Origin of the sequence: Leclercia adecarboxylata (assembly GCF_023639785.1) — a bacterium.
Classification (GTDB): domain Bacteria; phylum Pseudomonadota; class Gammaproteobacteria; order Enterobacterales; family Enterobacteriaceae; genus Enterobacter; species Enterobacter adecarboxylatus_D.
In genome coordinates, this window is sequence record NZ_CP098325.1 from 675139 (window position 1) to 695487 (window position 20349).

The window sequence follows — 20349 nt, forward strand, 5'->3', positions numbered from 1 at the left end:
GCCAGTCATGAAGCTGATACGCGGCATACATAATCTCAGTCAGGCCCCGCATGGGTGTGTGCTGACTATTGGTAATTTCGACGGCGTGCATCGTGGGCATCAGGTGCTGTTGCAGGGATTGCGTGAAGAGGGCCGGGCAAGGGGTCTGCCGGTCGTAGTAATGATTTTTGAACCGCAGCCGCTGGAGTTGTTTGCCAGCGAAAAAGCGCCTGCGCGCCTGACTCGTCTGCGTGAAAAATTGCGTTATCTGGCGCAGTGCGGTGTGGACTATGTCCTGTGCGTCCGTTTCGACCGACGCTTTGCCGCGCTGACGGCACAAAATTTTGTCGGCGACCTGCTGGTCGATCGTCTTGGCGTGCAGTTTTTGGCTGTGGGTGATGATTTCCGCTTTGGCGCTGGTCGTCAGGGGGATTTCTTGCTATTACAGAAGGCTGGCCTGGAGTATGGCTTTGACGTCACCAGCACCCAGACCTTTTGCGAAGGCGGCGTGCGCATCAGCAGCACGGCGGTTCGTCAGGCGTTAGCCGATGACGATCTCGACACCGCAGCAAAACTGCTCGGACGCCCGTTCTCCATCTCCGGGCGTGTTGTGCATGGCGACGAACTGGGCCGCACCATTGGTTTCCCTACGGCGAATTTACCGTTGCGCCGTCAGGTTTCCCCGGTCAAAGGGGTTTATGCGGTAGAAGTGACGGGGCTGGGTGATAAGCCTTTACCCGGCGTCGCCAATATTGGCACCCGTCCGACTGTTGCTGGCGTGCGTCAGCAGCTCGAAGTGCATTTGCTGGACGTTGTAATGGACCTCTACGGTCGCCATATAGATGTAATCCTGCGTAAAAAAATACGCAATGAACAGCGATTCGCCTCGCTTGATGAGCTGAAAGCGCAAATCGCGAGAGATGAATTAACAGCCCGCGAAATTTTTGGGCTATCAAACCCGGCTTAATGCCTGAGATATAAATACGGAACCGAGAATCTGATGAGTGACTATAAATCAACCCTGAATTTGCCGGAAACAGGGTTCCCGATGCGCGGCGACCTCGCCAAGCGTGAACCGGGAATGCTGGCGCGTTGGACCGATGATGACCTGTACGGCATCATCCGTGCAGCCAAAAAAGGTAAAAAAACTTTCATTCTGCATGATGGCCCTCCCTATGCGAATGGCAGCATTCATATTGGTCACTCTGTAAACAAGATTCTGAAAGACATTATCGTTAAGTCCAAAGGCTTAATGGGCTATGACTCGCCTTACGTTCCTGGCTGGGACTGCCACGGTCTGCCGATCGAGCTGAAAGTGGAGCAAGAGTTTGGCAAGCCGGGTGAGAAGTTCACCGCTGCTGAATTCCGTGCCAAGTGCCGCGAATACGCCGCCACTCAGGTTAACGGTCAGCGTGAAGACTTTATCCGTCTGGGCGTGCTGGGCGACTGGTCGCACCCGTACCTGACCATGGACTTCAAAACCGAAGCCAATATCATCCGTGCGCTGGGTAAAATCATCGGCAACGGCCACCTGCACAAAGGCGCTAAGCCGGTGCACTGGTGCGTGGACTGCCGCTCTGCGCTGGCAGAGGCGGAAGTTGAGTATTACGACAAAACGTCCCCGTCCATTGATGTGGCCTTTGAAGGGGTCGATCAGGATGCGCTGCAGGGCAAATTTGGTCTGCCGGGCGTAAATGGCCCGATCTCCCTGGTTATCTGGACCACCACGCCGTGGACCCTGCCTGCCAACCGTGCGATCTCGCTCTCTGCGGAGTTCGAATACGCGCTGGTACAGGTGGAGGGCCGTGCGCTGATACTGGCAAAAGATCTGGTTGAAAGCGTGCTCAAGCGCGCGAATATCACCGATTATAAAGTCCTTGGCACCGTGAAGGGCGCCGAGCTGGAACTGATGCGCTTTAAGCACCCGTTCCTCGATTTCGACGTTCCGGCGATCCTGGGCGAGCACGTTACTCTGGAAGCGGGTACCGGTGCGGTACATACCGCCGGCGGTCACGGCCCGGATGACTACAACATCAGCCTGCAGTACGGTCTGGAAATCGCTAACCCGGTTGGCCCGGACGGCGCTTACCTGCCAGGTACTTACCCGACGCTGGACGGCATCAACGTCTTTAAAGCCAACGACATCATCGTCAACATGCTGCGCGACAACGGTTCGCTGCTGCACGTTGAGAAAATGCAGCACAGCTATCCATGCTGCTGGCGCCACAAAACGCCGATCATCTTCCGTGCAACCCCGCAGTGGTTCGTCAGCATGGACCAGAAAGGCCTGCGCGCGCAGTCTCTTTCCGAGATCAAAGGCGTACAGTGGATCCCTGACTGGGGCCAGGCGCGTATTGAATCCATGGTGGCTAACCGTCCTGACTGGTGTATCTCCCGTCAGCGTACCTGGGGCGTGCCGATGTCCCTGTTCGTCCATAAAGAGACCCAGGAGCTGCACCCGCGCACCCTGGAGCTGATGGAAGAAGTGGCGAAGCGCGTTGAAGTTGACGGCATTCAGGCGTGGTGGGATCTTGATTCCCGCGACATCCTGGGCGATGACGCTGATAACTACGAGAAAGTGCCGGATACCCTGGACGTCTGGTTTGACTCCGGTTCTACCCACTCCTCCGTGGTTGATGTGCGTCCGGAATTTGCCGGTCACGCTGCCGACATGTATCTGGAAGGTTCTGACCAACACCGTGGCTGGTTCATGTCATCTCTGATGATCTCTACCGCCATGAAGGGCAAAGCGCCATACCGTCAGGTACTGACTCACGGTTTCACCGTGGATGGTCAGGGACGCAAGATGTCCAAATCTATCGGTAACACCGTTTCCCCGCAGGACGTGATGAACAAACTGGGCGCGGATATCCTGCGTCTGTGGGTGGCATCGACCGACTACACCGGTGAAATGGCGGTCTCCGATGAGATCCTGAAGCGTGCTGCCGACAGCTATCGTCGTATCCGTAACACCGCGCGCTTCCTGCTGGCGAACCTTAACGGTTTCGATCCGGCAAAAGACATGGTGAAACCGGAAGAGATGGTGGTACTGGATCGCTGGGCGGTGGGTTGTGCCCAGGCGGCGCAGGAAGACATCGTTAAAGCGTATGACTCTTACGATTTCCACGAAGTGGTGCAGCGCCTGATGCGCTTCTGCTCCATCGAGATGGGCTCGTTCTACCTCGACATCATCAAAGACCGTCAGTACACCGCCAAAGCGGACAGCGTGGCACGTCGTAGCTGCCAGACCGCGCTGTACCACATCGCGGAAGCGCTGGTGCGCTGGATGGCACCGATCATGTCCTTCACCGCAGATGAGATCTGGGGCTACCTGCCAGGCGACCGTGAGAAGTATGTCTTCACCGGCGAGTGGTATGAAGGTCTGTTTGGTCTGGCTGAGACCGAAGCCATGAACGATACCTTCTGGGACGAGCTGCTGAAAGTGCGCGGCGAAGTGAACAAGGTGATCGAGCAGGCGCGTACCGACAAGAAAGTGGGCGGCTCTCTGGAAGCGGCAGTGACCCTGTACGCTGAACCAGAACTGGCGGCGAAGCTGACTGCGCTGGGCGATGAATTACGATTTGTCCTGTTGACCTCCGGTGCGAAAGTTGCGGATTATGCCGACGCGAGCGCTGATGCCCAGCAGAGCGAACTGCTCAAAGGGCTGAAGGTGGCGCTGGTGAAAGCCGATGGTGAGAAGTGCCCGCGTTGCTGGCATTACACCACTGATGTCGGCAAGGTGGCGGAACACGCAGATATCTGCGGACGCTGTGTCAGCAACGTCGCCGGTGATGGCGAAAAACGTAAGTTTGCCTGATGAGTAAATCACTCTCTTCAACAGGGCTGCGCTGGCTGTGGCTGGTGGTAGTCGTGCTGATTATCGATTTGGGCAGCAAGTACCTGATCCTCCAGAACTTTGCTCTGGGGGATACCGTACCGCTGTTCCCGTCGCTTAATCTGCACTATGCGCGTAACTATGGCGCGGCGTTCAGCTTCCTGGCCGACAGCGGTGGCTGGCAGCGCTGGTTCTTTGCGGGTATCGCGCTTGGTATCTGTGTAGTGCTGGCCGTGCTGATGTACCGCGGAAAAGCCACGCAAAAGCTGAACAACATTGCCTACGCGCTGATCATTGGCGGTGCGCTGGGTAACTTGTTCGACCGTCTGTGGCACGGCTTTGTAGTCGATATGATCGACTTCTACGTCGGCAACTGGCACTTCGCCACTTTTAACCTGGCTGATACGGCGATTTGTATCGGTGCGGCGCTGATTGTGCTGGAGGGCTTCTTACCGAAACCCGCAGCGAAAGAGCAGGCGTAACAAACCCGCCGGGCGGCGCTGCGCTTGCACCGGCCTACGATCGTTGTAGGCCCGGTGAGCGCAGCGCCACCGGGCAAAATGAGTGAGCACTCTGCATGTCTAAATCCGTACAGTCCAACAGCGCGATGCTGGTTCATTTCACGCTGAAACTTGATGATGGCTCCACTGCGGAGTCCACCCGCAATAACGGCAAACCTGCGCTGTTCCGTCTGGGTGATACTTCTCTGTCTGAAGGTCTTGAGCAACAGCTGCTGGGGCTGAAAGAAGGGGATAAAAAAACCTTTTCTCTGGAGCCGGATGCTGCGTTTGGCGTGCCGTCCCCGGACCTGATCCAGTACTTCTCGCGTCGTGAATTTATGGATGCGGGTGAACCGGAGATCGGGGCAATAATGCTCTTTACCGCTATGGATGGCAGCGAAATGCCAGGCGTGATCCGTGAAATCAACGGCGACTCGATTACCGTCGATTTCAACCACCCGCTCGCCGGGCGTACCGTCCATTTTGATGTTGAAGTACTGGAAATCGACCCGGTACTGGAGGATGTGAATGCAGATCCTGTTGGCTAACCCGCGCGGCTTCTGCGCCGGTGTAGACCGCGCTATCAGCATTGTTGAAAACGCGCTGGAGCTTTACGGCGCGCCTATTTATGTCCGTCACGAAGTGGTCCATAACCGCTACGTGGTGGATAGCCTGCGCGCACGCGGGGCAATCTTTATTGAGCAGATCGACGAAGTGCCGGATGGCGCTATTCTGATCTTCTCTGCACATGGCGTCTCTCAGGCGGTGCGTAACGAAGCGAAAAATCGCGATCTGACCGTTTTTGACGCCACCTGCCCGCTGGTGACCAAAGTGCATATGGAAGTGGCTCGTGCCAGCCGCCGGGGTGAAGAGTCGATTCTGATCGGTCACGCAGGCCATCCGGAAGTGGAAGGGACCATGGGACAGTACAGCAACCCGGAAGGGGGCATGTATCTGGTCGAGTCGCCTGAAGATGTGCTGACGCTGAACGTGAAAAACGAAGCACGCCTGTCGTTCATGACCCAGACCACGCTTTCGGTTGATGATACATCGGATGTGATTGACGCCTTGCGTCAGCGTTTCCCAAAAATCGTCGGGCCGCGTAAAGATGACATCTGCTATGCAACCACTAACCGTCAGGAAGCGGTGCGCGCCCTGGCGGAGCAGGCGGATGTGGTGCTGGTGGTCGGCTCGAAAAACTCCTCTAACTCCAACCGTCTGGCCGAACTGGCACAGCGAATGGGCAAGGCGGCATTCCTGATCGACGACGCGACGGATATCCAGGAAGCCTGGGTTAAAAACGCGGCCTGCGTTGGTGTTACCGCAGGGGCTTCCGCACCGGATATTCTGGTGCAGAACGTGATTACCCGCCTTCAGGAACTGGGTGGCGGTGAGGCCGTTCCGCTGGAAGGTCGCGAAGAGAACATTGTCTTCGAAGTGCCAAAAGAGTTGCGTATCGACGCGCGGGAAGTCGAGTAAGGTTCAAGACATGCCAGTCATTACGTGACTGGCATGTTTTCACTAAGATAGTTGATCATCGCCCGCATTCTGGCTGGCATATGTTTGTTACGCGTCCAGAGCAGCCATAACTCGCCCGAATAGCTGCTGATAAACGTCCACTCCGGCAGAACCTGCACAATCTCCCCTTTTTCAAGCGCCTCACGCGCCGTAAACAGCGGTAGACTTCCGATACCAACATGTCGTTTGACCGCATCCAGCCGCACGCCCGTGTGGTTAGCCGCGTAGCGGCCGCGCGTCTGTACAATCTCCGTTTTTCCCTGCACGGTAAACTTCCAGCGGGAGTCGGCCGGGGTTTCACCGAGCGAAATACAGCTATGCGCCCGGAGGTCGTGCGGCTCCTGCGGCGTGCCTGCGCGACGAAGGTATTCTGGCGTCGCGCAAATAATATGGGTTACCGGCATCAGCGGCTTCCCGTACAGGCCTGGAGAAGGGGTATTGGTGATCCGTAATGCCAGATCGACACCGTCATCAATCAGATCCATGTAGCGATCTTCCAGACGCAGGCAGACATCTATTTGCGGATAGCGCGCCAGAAACGCCGGCATCAGCGGATGGATCACAAACCGTCCCACGGCTTTCGGTACGCTTATCGTCAGCTTTCCCTGGGCAATGGTTTGCAGGCTGCTGCCGGAATCCATTGCCTGTTGTGCCGCTTCCAGCATATCCAGCGCATGTTCATAAACCGATTTTCCGGTTTCGGTAAGTGCCAGCTTGCGCGTGGTACGGTTCAGTAACTTACATCCCATCTCCTTCTCCAGGCGTGAAACACAACGGCTGATCGCCGAGGGCGTCGCCCCCGTAATACGGGCTACGGTAGAGAAATTGCCGTGTTCAACGATAGCAACGAAGGTCGCGAGATCGGGAAGCAGTGCAGGTTTCATTTGTGCATACCAGGCAAGAGTGCATTGTTTGAAAGTCAGATTATCGATGCTTAAGTGATGAATATACTGTCAGGCTACAGAGGAGAACAACCATGACAGAACGACTTTATTACGTCAGTGAAGCGACAGAAGGCCGCGCGAAGGTGATCCGGTGCACTGAAGAGGCGGATGGCCGCTACGCCGTTGAGCTGGACCAGACCCTTTTCCATCCACAGGGGGGCGGACAGCCAGCGGATCGGGGCTTTATCGCCGGGATTGCGGTAGAGAGCGTGAACCTGCGTGGGGAGCAGGTCATTCACATCCTGTCCCGGCCGCTTGTGCCAGGTGAGGTGGACATTCAGGTTGATAAAAGTGCACGGGTGCGTCATTCCCGCTGGCACAGCGCTGGTCATTTGATTGGCTATGCCGGGGAGCGATGTGGCTGGGAACCGGTAAAAGCCCACCACTGGCCCGGTGAAGGACGGATCACCTTTACGGCCCGGGAGCCGCAGAGCGCAATGCCTGATGCCAGCGCGCTGATGTCCCTTATCAACGGCTGGAAAGCCAACAATCTGCCTTGTTATATCGTAACTGAAGCGGGCAGGCGTAAGGTTAGCTTTGGCGATCTCCCCGCGTATGCCTGTGGCGGAACGCATGTTAGTCAACTGGCAGAAATTGGAGAAATGCAGATCCTGGGGATGAAAATAAAAAAAGGACAGCTGGTAGTCACCTATGCGCTTCACGAGCAGGCGTAACGGGATTGTGATTAACCCGACAGAGCGGAAGGCTTCGCGAGAGGGGGAGCGGTTAATCTGATAAGCTTGTCATGTTGTTCTCCTCGGGCCGGAGATAAACATGAATCCTGACATTACCCTGCCACCTCAGGTGGCGTGGGCCAGCGGTGTATTCGCTAACGGTCCGCTTATCTGCAAGACAACCCGCATCGCCGATCTGCCAGGCGTTTTCAGTGATAACGACGCCTGGCGTAACTGCGAACCGCATCAGCGCGTCTATGACGTTGATATGCTCGACTCGCCGTCGGGGGAAGGAGCGCTGTACGTCGGTGTTACCCATCTCTATGCGGGTAAAATCGGCAATGAGTTCTTTATGACGCGCGGCCACTTCCATCAGCGCCGCGAACAGGGCGAGATCTATTTTGGCCTGCGAGGCTGCGGCTTGCTGCTGCTTCAGTCGCCATCCGGTCAGGCGCGGCTGGAGTGCGTGAGGGCCGGCTCCGTGCATATTATTCCCCCCTTTAACGCACACCGCCTGATTAACACGGGTGAAGACACGCTTTCAGCACTGGCAGTATGGCCCAGCGTGGCCGGACATGATTATGCGGCACTGGCTGGTGGTTTTGCGCTTCGCGTCTTTGCCTCTGAACATCACCCGCAGGGATGGGAGGTCGGCAATGCTTAACGTCGGGCTGGATATGACCATCACACACCGCCCGTTGGGTTTTAGTTACGCAGGAGACGTGACTGGCCCGATGCCGGAAATTCGCACCCTGGATCAGATTCGCCCGTCATTGCGTAATCCGGACTGCGAAGGGCCGGAGCAGGTCTACGCCATTGCGATGGACGTTGCGCGTCTGTCTGACAGGCAGGAACTGGAAAAACGGATGCTGCTGTTTGGCGTGGTCACCTATGCCGCGGGCACGCTGGGGGATGAGCCGGTGCGCAGCCAGGGGCATGTACACCGCATCAGCAGGCATAGCGGCTGGTCGCCGCCGGAACTGTATGAGGTCTGGCAGGGCAAAGCGATTATCTACATGCAGGAGTTTGTTGATGACGATCCCGGCCGCTGCTTTGCGGTGCTGGCGGGACCGGGAGAAAAGGTGCTGGTGCCGCCGGGGTGGGGCCATGCGACGATTTCTGCGTCACCGGAGGAGCCGTTGACCTTTGGCGCATGGTGCGACAGGGAATATGGCTTTGAATATGAGGCCATTCGCGCCCGCAGGGGGCTGGCCTGGTATCCGCTGGTGCAGGGCAGCCATATCGTCTGGCTGCATAATAAACACTACATGGCGGGGAGGCTGCAGATGATTACGCCGCGCTGCTACAGCGAGTTTGGTATCACAGATGCGCCGATCTACCAGCAGTTTATTGACGATCCCGCCCGCTTTCAGTTTATCTCCCGCCCGGACAAAACGGCGGAGCTATGGCGTAACTTCCACCCATAACCTAAGCCGGGGCATCGCCCCGGCTCGTTTAACCGGCAAACAGACCGGATGCCACGCCAAGCGCGGCCAGCACCAGCAATAGCACCATGGCTTTCACCGGCGAAACGCCTTTTTTCGCCATCAGGTACCAGGTGCCGAGCACCACTACCAGCGGCATCAGTTGCGGGAAGATCCCGTCGAGCATTTGCTGAACGTGAATATTCACCCCGTCTTTGGTGATGAACTCCAGTCCGGTGCCCAGCTTCACGTAACTTGCCGCCACGCCGCCCATGACAAACACCCCCAGCAACGAGAGCGCTTCGCGCAGGCGAGCGGATTTGCTGCTGACCAGCATCTCTACCGAGCCGGAGCCCATCTGGTAGCCTTTAAGAAACAGGAACCATGATCCAGGAAGGATAATCGCCAGCCAGGCGAAGGTGTAAAACAGCGGACCGAGGATATTGCCCCCGGCTGCCAGCGCCATACCGATACTCAGCAGGATAGGGATCAACATACCTGGGATCATCGAATCGCCAATCCCAGCGATGGGGCCCATCAGGCCAACCTTCAGGGTATTAATCGTTTCGCCGTCTATCGGTTCGCCGTTGGCTTTTTTCTCCTCGAGGCCCAGCGCCATCCCGTTAACTATTGCGCCGATCTGCGGTTCGGTGTTGTAGAAGGAGGCGTGGCGGCGCAGCATTTCGGCGCGCCCGGTGGCGTCCGGATAGAGCTTTTTCGCCACCGGCAGCATGCTGAGGCAAAAGCCAAAGGATTCCAGGCGCTCAAAGCTCATCGACGACAGATTATGCATCATCCATGCCCGCCAGCAGCGGCGCAGGTCCTTACGGGTGAGTTTACGTTCTTCCATCAGAATTCATCCTCATCGTCGAGTGCCGGCCTTGCAGCGACAGCCTGCGGCGGCTCCGGTTTGTAGTTGTAATGAATCAGCGCCAGCAGCGCCCCGACAATCACCAATGCCACCATGTTCAGCTTCAGAAAGACAATGCAGACGAAACCGACCAGAAAATAGATGAGCATGGTGTAGCTTTTGATGATCTGCTTTAACAGAATGGCAATGCCCACGGCTGGGAGGATGCCGCCCAGCACGTTCATGGTGGACAGCACGACACCGGGCAGGCTATCCATAAAACCGCTGATGTACTGCGCGCCAAAGTAGACGGCGATGAAAGAGGGCACAAAGCGCAGGACAAAGTTCATTACCTGCGGCCAGATGGCGCTGTTGAAATAGATCCCCCGTTCGTCGCCGCGTTCCAGCGCCACATCCGCGCGGTGGTTCCAGTACGAGTTCAGAACCATCATGGCGTTAAACAGGATGGTTCCGGCGATACCAATGGTGGCCGCCAGGGCGACGGCGACTTCAGGGCCTTTACCGGAGAGAATGCCAAGCGCTATCGCGGGCCAGGCCACAAAGTTTAAATCCGCTGGCATTGAGCCGCCCGGCGTCACCATCGCGATATAAACCGCCTGCACTGCGACGCCAATCATGATGCCGGTTTTTACGTCGCCCAGGATAAACCCAACCAGCATGCCGGAAACCAGCGGCCGGGAGAGGAGGTACCAGCCGCCGGTCAGCCCGAAAAGCCAGGGCGTCCCGAGCGCGCCCAGATAGCAAAACAGGCCGATTAATGATGCTTCGATGATCATTTCTGGCTCCTTATTTTATTTTTTGTTTAGCGTCCTGCCAGCTATAGAAGCTGGCATCCGGCACCAGGCGAAACTCAATCGTATGGCCGAGGCTGGCAAGCCAGTCAAAGGCCGCGGCCTCCTCGGTAGTGACGGACTGGTTAGGTCCGATAGTGGTGGTGTTGGCGCGGGCGCTCATCGGCCCGACGTTAATTTTTCCGTTGCTGTTTTTCAGGCTTATCCCTGCCTGTTCAAGACGTTGTAGCGTGACTGGCGATTTGCCAATCACAAAATAACGTTTCTCGCTGGCAATGACCTTCGGCAGTTTCTCGATGGCCGTGGCGGTATCAAACAGCCACACTTTGGTATCCGATACCGCTCCTTTCATGACCGATGAAAGCAGCGGATCGGCCGCGACGGCATCGTCAATGGCGACAATCCCGTCGCAAGGGAGTTCTTTAGCCCAGCGCGTGACGAGCTGGCCGTGAATCACCCTGTCATCAATGCGTACGAAAGAAATACTCATAGCGGTCTCCTTAAAAATCGTCAGTCTGCGCGGTCACCACGGGCTTAGCCTGGATGAGCGTGGGAAAAGTAAGCGCAAGAAGTTGCTCTGCCGCGAGATGCACATCCTCCTGTGCCGCGACCTCATCGATTTGCAGCAGCATCGGGAAATTCACCCCCGCCACCACGGCGACCGGCGGCTGGGTTAAGGGATTAAACGCGGCTTCGCAGGCGACATTCCAGGGGGTACCGCTCTGCATATCACAGAGCACCAGCACGCCGCTGGCCCCTTCGCTGGCCTGGGCCAGCGTTGCGTTGAAATCACGGCGAAAACCGTCAATACCCGACTGCCCGGTGAGGCATACGGCACGTACATGTGGCAACTCGCCATAGACCATTTCCCCGCTTTGCAGCAGCGCGGCGGCCAGCGGGCCATGCGTCGCAACGATAAACTGGATCATGCTTATCCCCTTACCCAGGCTTTAACGGTGGCCAGTTGCTGGCCGATGCTTTTGCCCCACGGCGAAATACGGTATTCACCCACGGCAGCCGGAACGATAAAGGTTTCGGCGTAATGCACCACAAAGGGTTCAAATGCGTTATCGGGACTGTCCACCAGCGCTTCTGCCCCCTCCACCAGGTTCAGCACGTTTACGCCGCCTTCCGTGTTGTGCAGGACTGGTTCGCTGAACCAGTGACGGCGGGTTTCGATAAATTCGCGCTCGTGCAGGCCGGTGCGCTCTTCGCGCCAGCCCTTGCCTTCGCTCACCGGCTCAAACTGGTTCACAAGGTGCTCATGCACCCAGCGGGTATCGCGCTGCCAGTCAATGACCTGCTCGCCGTGCCCGAGGTGAACAGGGCGGGGCTGGCCATCCATGCCGAGACGGCCCCAGTCCCAGAGTTTGAAGGTGAAAATGTAAGGTGTGGCGCTGATCTCCAGCACCATCGTGCCGGAACCCGAGCAGTGAACCGTTCCGGCGGGGATCAGGAAGTGATCGTGCTTATGGGCCGGGATCTTGTTCACAAAGCGGGCATCATCGAAGGCTTTTTCGCCCTGAGCGGCCCGTTTGAGATCGTCCATCATGGCCTCGGGATGGGTGCCGCTCACGGTGCCCAGGTAAACCACTGCGCCGGGCTCCGCCTCCAGAATGTAATAACTCTCATCCTGGGTATAGTGCATACCAAACTGCTGCTGGATGTACTCCGTGACCGGATGTACCTGAAAACTCAGGTTCTGCCCGCCGATGGTATCGAGAAAGTCAAAGCGGATCGGGAATTCCGCGCCGAACCGGGCGTGGACCTTTTCCCCCAGCAGCTCGCGGGGCTGAAGCAGAACCAGATCCTGAGAGGGGATCTCAATCCGCACCGTGCCAAAACGCAGTAACAGGCTGTTTTCCTCGGGCACGCAATCAAAACACCACGCGTAGTTGGGCGCGGCGGGATCGAGATCAAATTGTTGTTTCATCCACTGGCCGCCCCAGACGCCAGGATCGAAGAAGGGGACCACGCGGAAAGGACGTCGGGTGGTTTGCGCCAGGCCCGCGCGCAGGGCGTCGCCGCACACCATCGCCGGGGCGTTATCGAGAGTGGTATCCAGCAGGAAGTCAGCGCGTTTAAGCAGCGGCGTTTTGTGACGATCGAACACCCGCCATTCAATAAAGAAGGCGCGCTTATAGCGACGGAGCATATCTTCGGCCTGATTTTCGACGCCCCAGTTACCCAGCTCGCCTTTGCGCATACGCTGCTGAATTTCCCAGCGCGGCAGATCGGCATAGACCAGTACGTCACCTGGATGGACAAGGGCAGCGCCGGGGCCATAAACCACCACCAGCCCCTCTTCACAGGCGTTGACCTGCTGTTGCAGGGCTTGCAGCTTCTCCCGATCCATAAATTCCACCAGCTGGTGGCAGGAAAGCACTCCAAAAACACGGTCGTCGGTGAGATTACGCGCCAGCATCGTATGCAGCGCGTGTTCATCGCGGCGGGCCAGTTCAGCATTAATCATCAGCGCCGGACGGAGCGATGCGAACAGCATCTGCTCCAGTTCTTCGAGGCGTACGCCAGGATAGCAGTCGACAACCAGCACGCTGCGTTTAGGCTGCTGTTTCTGTGCAAGCGTACGTCCAATCGCCTCCCAGCCCTGCCAGGCACGGTGGTCGAAGCCGCTTATGTTGACTTCAGGATGTTTATCGTAGGTCGTCATAATTATTCTCCTTGAATGCTGATTAGGTTATTCGATTAACCGCATTTGAAAAGAGTGGTTAACGCGATTAACCCGGCATTCCGCGCCATTGATGGGCAAGGAGGAACGGTTATGTGAGGGGCATCACAGGGAAAAGTGCAAAGAATAGGTTATTCGATTAATCTAAAGAAAAAAGGAGAAACCATGACGGGAATAACGCTGGCGGACGTGGCAAAACGGGCAGGCGTATCAACTGCAACGGTATCCATGGTGCTGTGCAATAAAGGGCGTATCTCCCAGGCCACGAGGGAGAAAGTCCTTAAGGCGCTGGACGAGACGGGCTACGTCTATAACCAGACGGCGGCTAATCTGCGCAACCGCCGAAGTAACCAGGTCGGACTGCTGCTTCACGATATTACTAACCCGTTCTACGGCGAGATGACGGCAGGGCTGAGCCATGAGATGGAGCGTCACGACATGCTGCTGTTCCTGGCAAACAGCGAAGAGTCTTCACCGCGCCAGCAGAAGTTCGTTGATTCATTGATGCGCAACAACGTCTGCGGCATGGTGCTGTGCGCGGCGCGCGAAACGCCGCAGGCTTTTTTTGATGGCCTGAAGCGACGCACTATTCCGGCGATTATGGTGGTGCGCCCCCTTAACGATCCGGATTTTGATTTTGTTGGCACAGATAACTTTCTCGGCACCCAGTTAGCCACGGAGCACCTGTTGCGCATGGGTCATCGCCATATCGCCTTTATCGGCGGAAGTGCGCGCTCGGGCTCGCGGGCGCAGCGCCTCGGCGGATTTACCAGCAAGCTGCTGGAGTATGGCGTAACGCCGAATCCAGAGTGGATCGTCACCGCCCAGGCCAGCCAAAGCGACGGGGCGCGCGTTGCGCAGGAACTGCTGTCGCACCACCCGCAGATCACGGCGGCAATCTGCTACCAGGACATCGTGGCGCTGGGCGTTATGCAGAGTTTACGCAAGCTGGGGCGCGAGCCGGGGAGCGATTTTGCGCTGGTCGGGTTCGATGACATTACCGAAGCAGGTCTGGTTCAGCCTGCATTAACGACGGTGTCGGTGGCCGCCAAAGAGATCGGTCGTAAGGCGGGGGAGCTGCTCTTTAGCCGCATTCAGGGGAATGACGAGCCGCCAAAGCGCATCATCCTGCCCCCTACGCTGGTGGTGCGTGAGTCGTGCGGTTTTCGATGACACCTATGTTTTTTACTGATATCTGACCCGTTTTATCATTAAATTCTAATTATCGGCGTTTTCAGATGGCGGCAATCTCGCTGGCTGGTTACTCTGGAAACGATTTACATCATTTTAACGTAAGAGAATAACTATGCATGATGCACAGGTCCGTGTCGCAATTGCGGGCGCGGGTGGCCGTATGGGCCGTCAGTTAATTCAGGCTACGCTGCAAATGGACGGCGTTGCGCTTGGTGCCGCGCTGGAACGCGAAGGCTCTTCCTTAGCAGGCGCGGACGCCGGCGAGCTGGCAGGGGCGGGCAAATCAGGCGTTACCGTTCAGAGCAGCCTTGATGCGGTTAAAGATGATTTCGATATCTTCATCGACTTTACCCGTCCGGAAGGCACGCTGCACCACCTGGCGTTTTGTCGTCAGCATGGCAAAGGCATGGTTATTGGTACCACCGGTTTCGATGACGCAGGTAAGCAGGCTATTCAGGATGCGGCAAAAGCGATCCCCATTGTATTTGCAGCCAACTTTAGCGTGGGCGTGAACGTTATGCTCAAGCTGCTGGAGAAGGCGGCGAAGGTGATGGGAGATCACACTGACATTGAGATCGTTGAAGCCCACCACCGCTACAAAGTGGATGCGCCGTCAGGTACGGCACTGGCGATGGGCGAGGCGATTGCCCAGGCAATGGATAAGGATCTGAAGGAGTGTGCCGTCTACACCCGTGAAGGTCATACCGGTGAGCGCGTTCCTGGCACCATTGGTTTTGCCACCGTGCGCGCAGGCGACATTGTAGGCGAACATACTGCAATGTTTGCGGATATCGGTGAGCGCATTGAAATCACCCATAAGGCCTCCAGCCGCATGACATTTGCAAATGGGGCAGTTCGTTCGGCATTTTGGTTGAAAGGCAAGAAAGATGGTCTTTATGACATGCGTGATGTGCTTGATCTCAACAATTTATAATCATAGTTACCCTTCGTGATGTGGTTATTGCAGTCGTAATTACTTGATTGCAGAGGGCAATATTTTATTGCCCTTTAATTTTATGCTCTTCGTTTTTATTTCTTCATGATGCAACCAAAAAAATAACTTGTTACTCGGTTTTTTGTTTCAAAATTGTGAATTTTGACCAAGTGGTCCACTTTTTTGAGGTGGGTAAGATGTTTTAACAATAAAATCGGCCCGCAAGCGTTTTCCCAGGTGATTTAGTTGATCTTTTTGCCTGTTAACTTCGCTCTCTTCCATCAGTGGCGCGAAAATCACATACAAAACCCACTTTTTAAGTTGACTTTCCCCTGTCAAATCTCCAGAATGCCGCCGTTTGCCGAAAATCCACTGGCAGCAAATTTGCATTGATTCAAACCATGGTTATGAATTAATATGCAAATAAAGTGAGTGAATATTCTCTGGAGGATGTTTTGATTAAGTCAGCGCTATTGGTTCTGGAAGACGGAACCCAGTTTATCGGTCGGGCCATTGGGGCAACAGGTTCGGCGGTTGGGGAAGTCGTTTTCAATACTTCAATGACCGGTTATCAAGAAATCCTCACTGATCCTTCCTATTCCCGCCAAATCGTCACTCTAACTTATCCCCATATCGGTAATGTCGGCTCTAATGCCGCTGATGAAGAGTCCTCCCAGGTACATGCACAAGGTCTGATTATTCGTGACCTGCCGCTGATTGCCAGCAACTACCGCAATACCGAAGACCTCTCGTCCTACCTGAAACGCCATAACATCGTGGCGATTGCCGATATCGATACCCGTAAGCTGACGCGTCTGCTGCGTGAAAAAGGTGCCCAGAACGGCTGCATCATCGCTGGCGACAATCTGGATGCGGCCCTGGCGCAAGAAAAAGCCAAAGCCTTCCCGGGTCTGAACGGAATGGATCTGGCAAAAGAAGTGACAACGGCTGAATCCTACAGCTGGACGCAGGGCAGCTGGACGCTGGCAGACGAACTGCCGGAAGCGAAAAAAGAAGACGAACTGCCGTTCCACGTGGTGGCCTACGATTACGGCGCCAAGCGCAACATCCTGCGTATGCTGGTTGACCGTGGCTGCCGCCTGACCGTCGTGCCGGCTAAAACCCCGGCAGACGAAGTGCTGAAGATGAACCCGGACGGGATCTTCCTCTCCAACGGCCCGGGCGACCCGGCACCGTGCGACTACGCTATCGACGCGATTAAGACCTTCCTTGAAACCGATATTCCGGTCTTCGGCATCTGTCTCGGTCATCAGCTGCTGGCCCTGGCGAGCGGTGCGAAAACCGTGAAGATGAAGTTTGGTCACCACGGTGGTAACCACCCGGTGAAAGATATCGACAACAACACGGTAATGATTACCGCGCAGAACCACGGTTTTGCCGTCGATGAAGCCTCCATGCCTGCCAACCTGCGCGTCACGCACAAGTCGCTGTTCGATGGCACCCTGCAAGGGATTCATCGTACCGACAAACCGGCGTTCAGCTTCCAGGGTCACCCGGAGGCAAGCCCGGGCCCGCACGATGCCGCGCCGCTGTTCGATCACTTCATCGAACTTATCGAGCAATACCGTAAGACCGCTAAATAATCAGGAGCCGAGAAGACCATGCCAAAACGTACAGACATAAAAAGCATCCTGATCCTTGGCGCTGGCCCGATTGTTATCGGCCAGGCCTGTGAATTCGACTACTCTGGCGCCCAGGCGTGTAAAGCCCTGCGCGAAGAGGGTTACCGCGTTATCCTGGTAAACTCCAACCCGGCAACCATCATGACCGACCCGGAAATGGCTGATGCAACCTACATCGAGCCAATTCACTGGGAAGTGGTGCGCAAAATCATCGAAAAAGAGCGTCCGGATGCAGTACTGCCGACCATGGGCGGCCAGACGGCGCTGAACTGTGCGCTGGAGCTGGAGCGTCAGGGCGTGCTGGCCGAGTTCGGCGTTACCATGATTGGCGCCACTGCCGATGCAATTGATAAAGCAGAAGACCGTCGCCGTTTCGACGTCGCGATGAAAAAAATCGGCCTCGATACCGCGCGCTCCGGTATCGCACACACAATGGAAGAAGCGCTGGCGGTTGCCGCTGACGTGGGTTATCCGTGCATCATCCGCCCTAGCTTCACCATGGGCGGCACCGGCGGCGGTATCGCTTACAACCGTGAAGAGTTCGAAGAGATTTGCGCCCGCGGTCTGGACCTTTCGCCAACCAACGAACTGCTGATTGATGAATCGCTGATCGGCTGGAAAGAGTACGAGATGGAAGTGGTGCGTGATAAAAACGACAACTGCATCATCGTCTGCTCTATCGAAAACTTCGACGCCATGGGCATTCATACCGGTGACTCCATCACCGTGGCACCGGCCCAGACCCTGACCGACAAAGAGTATCAAATCATGCGTAACGCCTCGATGGCGGTACTGCGTGAGATTGGCGTCGAAACCGGCGGCTCTAACGTACAGTTCTCGGTTAACCCGAAAAACGGTCGTCTGATTGTTATTGAGATGAACCCGCGCGTATCCCGCTCCTCCGCGCTGGCTTCCAAAGCCACCGGCTTCCCGATTGCGAAAGTGGCGGCGAAACTGGCGGTAGGTTACACCCTCGATGAGCTGATGAACGACATCACCGGTGGCCGTACTCCGGCCTCGTTCGAGCCGTCTATCGACTACGTTGTGACCAAAATTCCTCGCTTCAACTTCGAGAAATTTGCCGGCGCTAACGACCGTCTGACTACCCAGATGAAATCTGTCGGGGAAGTGATGGCTATTGGCCGTACCCAGCAGGAATCTCTGCAGAAAGCGCTGCGTGGCCTGGAAGTGGGCGCTACTGGTTTCGACCCGAAAGTGAGCCTGGACGATCCGGAAGCGCTGACCAAAATCCGTCGCGAGCTGAAAGATGCGGGCGCAGAGCGTATCTGGTACATCGCCGATGCCTTCCGTGCTGGCCTGTCCGTCGATGGCGTCTTCAACCTGACCAACATCGACCGCTGGTTCCTGGTGCAGATTGAAGAGCTGGTGCGCCTGGAAGAGAAAGTGGCAGAGATTGGCATCAACGGCCTCGACGCTGACTTCCTGCGCATGCTGAAGCGTAAGGGCTTTGCCGATGCGCGCCTGGCAAAACTGGCGGGCGTGCGCGAAGCGGAAATCCGCAAGCTGCGTGACCAGTACGACCTGCACCCGGTCTACAAGCGCGTGGATACCTGTGCGGCAGAATTTGCTACCGATACCGCGTACATGTACTCCACCTATGAAGACGAGTGCGAAGCGAACCCGTCCGTTGACCGCGACAAAATCATGGTGCTGGGCGGCGGTCCAAACCGTATCGGCCAGGGCATCGAGTTCGACTACTGCTGCGTACACGCCTCGCTGGCGCTGCGCGAAGACGGTTACGAGACCATCATGGTCAACTGTAACCCGGAAACGGTCTCCACCGATTACGACACCTCCGACCGTCTCTACTTCGAGCCGGTAACCCTGGAAGACGTGCTGGAAATCGTGCGTATCGAGAAGCCAAAAGGCGTTATCGTGCAGTACGGTGGTCAGACTCCGCTGAAGCTGGCGCGCGCGCTGGAAGCGGCAGGCGTACCGGTTATCGGCACCAGCCCGGATGCGATTGACCGTGCGGAAGACCGCGAGCGTTTCCAGCATGCCGTTGACCGCCTGAAGCTTAAACAACCGGCTAACGCCACCGTCACCACCATTGAGCAGGCGGTTGAGAAAGCCAAAGAGATCACCTACCCGCTGGTGGTACGTCCTTCCTACGTGCTGGGCGGCCGTGCGATGGAAATCGTCTACGACGAAGCCGACCTGCGCCGTTACTTCCAGACTGCCGTCAGCGTCTCTAACGACGCGCCAGTGCTGCTGGACCGCTTCCTGGATGACGCGGTGGAAGTAGACGTTGACGCTATCTGCGACGGCGAAATGGTGCTGATTGGCGGCATCATGGAGCACATAGAGCAGGCGGGCGTTCACTCCGGCGACTCCGCATGTTCTCTGCCAGCCTATACGCTGAGCAAAGAAATTCAGGATGTCATGCGCGACCAGGTGAAGAAACTGGCTTTCGAGCTGCAGGTTCGCGGTCTGATGAACGTGCAGTTTGCGGTTAAAGACAACGAAGTCTACCTGATTGAGGTCAACCCGCGTGCGGCGCGTACCGTACCGTTCGTCTCCAAAGCAACCGGCGTACCGCTGGCGAAAGTGGCGGCGCGCGTGATGGCGGGCCAGACGCTGGCGCAGCAGGGCGTGACCAACGAGATTATCCCGCCGTACTACTCGGTGAAGGAAGTGGTGCTGCCGTTCAACAAATTCCCGGGCGTTGACCCGCTGTTAGGGCCAGAAATGCGCTCTACCGGTGAAGTGATGGGCGTGGGCCGCACCTTCGCAGAAGCGTTTGCTAAAGCGCAGCTGGGCAGTAACTCCACCATGAAGAAACAGGGTCGTGCGCTGCTGTCCGTACGCGAAGGGGATAAAGAGCGTGTGGTAGACCTGGCGGCGAAGTTACTGAAGTTTGGCTTTGAGCTTGATGCAACCCACGGTACTGCGATTGTACTGGGCGAAGCCGGTATCAACCCGCGTCTGGTGAACAAGGTGCATGAAGGCCGTCCGCACATTCAGGACCGTATCAAGAATGGCGAATACACCTACATCATCAACACCACCGAAGGGCGTCAGGCGATTGAAGACTCCAAGCTGATTCGCCGCAGCGCGCTGCAGTACAAAGTGCATTACGACACCACCCTGAACGGCGGTTTCGCGACAGCAATGGCGCTGAACGCGGACGCTACCGAGAAGGTGATTTCGGTGCAAGAGATGCACGCCCAGATCGGTAAGTAATAAACATACGCAGGTCTGGTGGCGCTTCGCTTACCGGACCTGCGATGATTGTCTTCCTCTTCAGAACCTTCTGCTTTCTCATCTCCCGTCAGACAGTTAGCCTAAAATTATCAGGTCGATAATTAAATCCAACTGAAAAGCAGGGAGAA

At 56.5% G+C, this 20349-nt stretch carries 18 protein-coding genes; 12 read left to right on the forward strand and 6 right to left on the reverse strand.

Annotated features, from left to right (window positions below; translation table 11 throughout):
• Window positions 1–7: 7 nt before the first annotated feature.
• The 5 genes from ribF to ispH all read left to right on the forward strand — a co-directional run bounded on the left by ribF (window position 8) and on the right by ispH (window position 5793).
• On the forward strand, window positions 8–946 hold the full coding sequence (gene ribF / locus NB069_RS03220; protein ID WP_250587737.1) for a bifunctional riboflavin kinase/FAD synthetase: 939 nt from the start codon (window positions 8–10) through the stop codon (window positions 944–946).
• Between the two features lie 33 nt (window positions 947–979).
• A complete protein-coding gene (ileS, locus tag NB069_RS03225) occupies window positions 980–3796 on the forward strand; it encodes an isoleucine--tRNA ligase (protein ID WP_250587739.1) in 2817 nt (938 codons plus the stop codon).
• A complete protein-coding gene (gene lspA / locus NB069_RS03230) occupies window positions 3796–4296 on the forward strand; it encodes a signal peptidase II (protein WP_039030431.1) in 501 nt (166 codons plus the stop codon). Before ileS ends, lspA begins: the two co-directional genes overlap by 1 nt.
• A 95-nt stretch (window positions 4297–4391) precedes the next feature.
• Window positions 4392–4862 carry an FKBP-type peptidyl-prolyl cis-trans isomerase gene (fkpB, locus tag NB069_RS03235; RefSeq protein WP_138370401.1) on the forward strand — a complete coding sequence of 157 codons (471 nt, stop codon included), beginning with the start codon at window positions 4392–4394 and terminating at the stop codon, window positions 4860–4862.
• Complete coding sequence (gene ispH / locus NB069_RS03240; protein WP_250587741.1) at window positions 4843–5793, forward strand: 4-hydroxy-3-methylbut-2-enyl diphosphate reductase; 951 nt, start codon at window positions 4843–4845, stop codon at window positions 5791–5793. The genes fkpB and ispH overlap by 20 nt, the downstream gene beginning before the upstream one ends.
• A gap of 20 nt (window positions 5794–5813) precedes the next feature.
• Here the strand turns inward: ispH and NB069_RS03245 are convergent, their stop codons facing one another.
• Window positions 5814–6716, reverse strand: coding sequence for a LysR family transcriptional regulator (locus NB069_RS03245; RefSeq protein WP_250587743.1), 903 nt, complete (start codon window positions 6714–6716; stop codon window positions 5814–5816).
• Between the two features lie 92 nt (window positions 6717–6808).
• Here NB069_RS03245 and NB069_RS03250 point away from each other — a divergent pair, with 92 nt between their 5' ends.
• From NB069_RS03250 to NB069_RS03260, 3 genes are all read left to right on the forward strand, one after another.
• Window positions 6809–7450, forward strand: coding sequence for an alanyl-tRNA editing protein (locus NB069_RS03250; protein WP_250587745.1), 642 nt, complete (start codon window positions 6809–6811; stop codon window positions 7448–7450).
• 100 nt (window positions 7451–7550) lie between these two features.
• Window positions 7551–8114 (forward strand): glucose-6-phosphate isomerase family protein, encoded by a 564-nt coding sequence (locus NB069_RS03255; RefSeq protein ID WP_250587747.1) that lies wholly within the window; start codon window positions 7551–7553, stop codon window positions 8112–8114.
• Entirely contained in the window at window positions 8107–8877 is a 771-nt protein-coding gene (locus NB069_RS03260; RefSeq protein ID WP_250587748.1) for a glucose-6-phosphate isomerase family protein, read from the forward strand. The genes NB069_RS03255 and NB069_RS03260 overlap by 8 nt, the downstream gene beginning before the upstream one ends.
• A gap of 28 nt (window positions 8878–8905) precedes the next feature.
• On the opposite strand, the gene NB069_RS03265 is transcribed toward NB069_RS03260, so the two are convergent.
• The 5 genes from NB069_RS03265 to NB069_RS03285 are packed head-to-tail and all read right to left on the reverse strand — an operon-like array spanning window position 8906 to window position 13207.
• Window positions 8906–9724, reverse strand: coding sequence for a PTS system mannose/fructose/sorbose family transporter subunit IID (locus NB069_RS03265; RefSeq protein WP_250587750.1), 819 nt, complete (start codon window positions 9722–9724; stop codon window positions 8906–8908).
• A complete protein-coding gene (locus NB069_RS03270) occupies window positions 9724–10521 on the reverse strand; it encodes a PTS mannose/fructose/sorbose/N-acetylgalactosamine transporter subunit IIC (protein WP_250587752.1) in 798 nt (265 codons plus the stop codon). Before NB069_RS03270 ends, NB069_RS03265 begins: the two co-directional genes overlap by 1 nt.
• Before the next feature lie 10 nt (window positions 10522–10531).
• Window positions 10532–11026 carry a PTS system mannose/fructose/N-acetylgalactosamine-transporter subunit IIB gene (locus NB069_RS03275; RefSeq protein WP_250587754.1) on the reverse strand — a complete coding sequence of 165 codons (495 nt, stop codon included), beginning with the start codon at window positions 11024–11026 and terminating at the stop codon, window positions 10532–10534.
• A 10-nt stretch (window positions 11027–11036) separates the two neighbouring features.
• Window positions 11037–11465 carry a PTS sugar transporter subunit IIA gene (locus NB069_RS03280; RefSeq protein ID WP_250587756.1) on the reverse strand — a complete coding sequence of 143 codons (429 nt, stop codon included), beginning with the start codon at window positions 11463–11465 and terminating at the stop codon, window positions 11037–11039.
• Between the two features lie 2 nt (window positions 11466–11467).
• Window positions 11468–13207 carry a class I mannose-6-phosphate isomerase gene (locus NB069_RS03285; protein WP_250587758.1) on the reverse strand — a complete coding sequence of 580 codons (1740 nt, stop codon included), beginning with the start codon at window positions 13205–13207 and terminating at the stop codon, window positions 11468–11470.
• 183 nt (window positions 13208–13390) lie between these two features.
• On the opposite strand from NB069_RS03285, the gene NB069_RS03290 reads away from it, so the two are divergent.
• The 4 genes from NB069_RS03290 (at window position 13391) to carB (ending at window position 20200) form a co-directional block, all read left to right on the forward strand.
• A complete protein-coding gene (locus NB069_RS03290; protein ID WP_250587760.1) occupies window positions 13391–14398 on the forward strand; it encodes a LacI family DNA-binding transcriptional regulator in 1008 nt (335 codons plus the stop codon).
• Window positions 14399–14531: 133 nt separating this feature from the next.
• Window positions 14532–15353 (forward strand): 4-hydroxy-tetrahydrodipicolinate reductase, encoded by an 822-nt coding sequence (dapB, locus tag NB069_RS03295; RefSeq protein ID WP_250587762.1) that lies wholly within the window; start codon window positions 14532–14534, stop codon window positions 15351–15353.
• A 455-nt stretch (window positions 15354–15808) separates the two neighbouring features.
• A complete protein-coding gene (gene carA / locus NB069_RS03300; RefSeq protein WP_139564307.1) occupies window positions 15809–16957 on the forward strand; it encodes a glutamine-hydrolyzing carbamoyl-phosphate synthase small subunit in 1149 nt (382 codons plus the stop codon).
• 18 nt (window positions 16958–16975) lie between these two features.
• The gene (gene carB / locus NB069_RS03305; protein ID WP_250587764.1) at window positions 16976–20200 is read left to right on the forward strand and encodes a carbamoyl-phosphate synthase large subunit; all 3225 of its coding nucleotides are present in this window, start codon (window positions 16976–16978) and stop codon (window positions 20198–20200) included.
• Window positions 20201–20349 lie beyond the last annotated feature (149 nt).

Excerpts from the sequence above, each read along its gene's own strand:
- NB069_RS03265 (WP_250587750.1), bottom strand. The coding sequence starts at position 9,724 with ATGGAAGAACGTAAACTCACCCGTAAGGACCTGCGCCGCTGCTGGCGG.
- ispH (WP_250587741.1), top strand. The coding sequence starts at position 4,843 with ATGCAGATCCTGTTGGCTAACCCGCGCGGCTTCTGCGCCGGTGTAGAC.
- lspA (WP_039030431.1), top strand. The coding sequence starts at position 3,796 with ATGAGTAAATCACTCTCTTCAACAGGGCTGCGCTGGCTGTGGCTGGTG.
- carB (WP_250587764.1), top strand. The coding sequence starts at position 16,976 with ATGCCAAAACGTACAGACATAAAAAGCATCCTGATCCTTGGCGCTGGC.
- NB069_RS03280 (WP_250587756.1), bottom strand. The coding sequence starts at position 11,465 with ATGATCCAGTTTATCGTTGCGACGCATGGCCCGCTGGCCGCCGCGCTG.
- ribF (WP_250587737.1), top strand. The coding sequence starts at position 8 with ATGAAGCTGATACGCGGCATACATAATCTCAGTCAGGCCCCGCATGGG.
- NB069_RS03250 (WP_250587745.1), top strand. The coding sequence starts at position 6,809 with ATGACAGAACGACTTTATTACGTCAGTGAAGCGACAGAAGGCCGCGCG.
- NB069_RS03260 (WP_250587748.1), top strand. The coding sequence starts at position 8,107 with ATGCTTAACGTCGGGCTGGATATGACCATCACACACCGCCCGTTGGGT.
- NB069_RS03245 (WP_250587743.1), bottom strand. The coding sequence starts at position 6,716 with ATGAAACCTGCACTGCTTCCCGATCTCGCGACCTTCGTTGCTATCGTT.
- NB069_RS03270 (WP_250587752.1), bottom strand. The coding sequence starts at position 10,521 with ATGATCATCGAAGCATCATTAATCGGCCTGTTTTGCTATCTGGGCGCG.
- NB069_RS03275 (WP_250587754.1), bottom strand. The coding sequence starts at position 11,026 with ATGAGTATTTCTTTCGTACGCATTGATGACAGGGTGATTCACGGCCAG.
- NB069_RS03290 (WP_250587760.1), top strand. The coding sequence starts at position 13,391 with ATGACGGGAATAACGCTGGCGGACGTGGCAAAACGGGCAGGCGTATCA.
- NB069_RS03255 (WP_250587747.1), top strand. The coding sequence starts at position 7,551 with ATGAATCCTGACATTACCCTGCCACCTCAGGTGGCGTGGGCCAGCGGT.
- ileS (WP_250587739.1), top strand. The coding sequence starts at position 980 with ATGAGTGACTATAAATCAACCCTGAATTTGCCGGAAACAGGGTTCCCG.
- fkpB (WP_138370401.1), top strand. The coding sequence starts at position 4,392 with ATGTCTAAATCCGTACAGTCCAACAGCGCGATGCTGGTTCATTTCACG.
- NB069_RS03285 (WP_250587758.1), bottom strand. The coding sequence starts at position 13,207 with ATGACGACCTACGATAAACATCCTGAAGTCAACATAAGCGGCTTCGAC.
- dapB (WP_250587762.1), top strand. The coding sequence starts at position 14,532 with ATGCATGATGCACAGGTCCGTGTCGCAATTGCGGGCGCGGGTGGCCGT.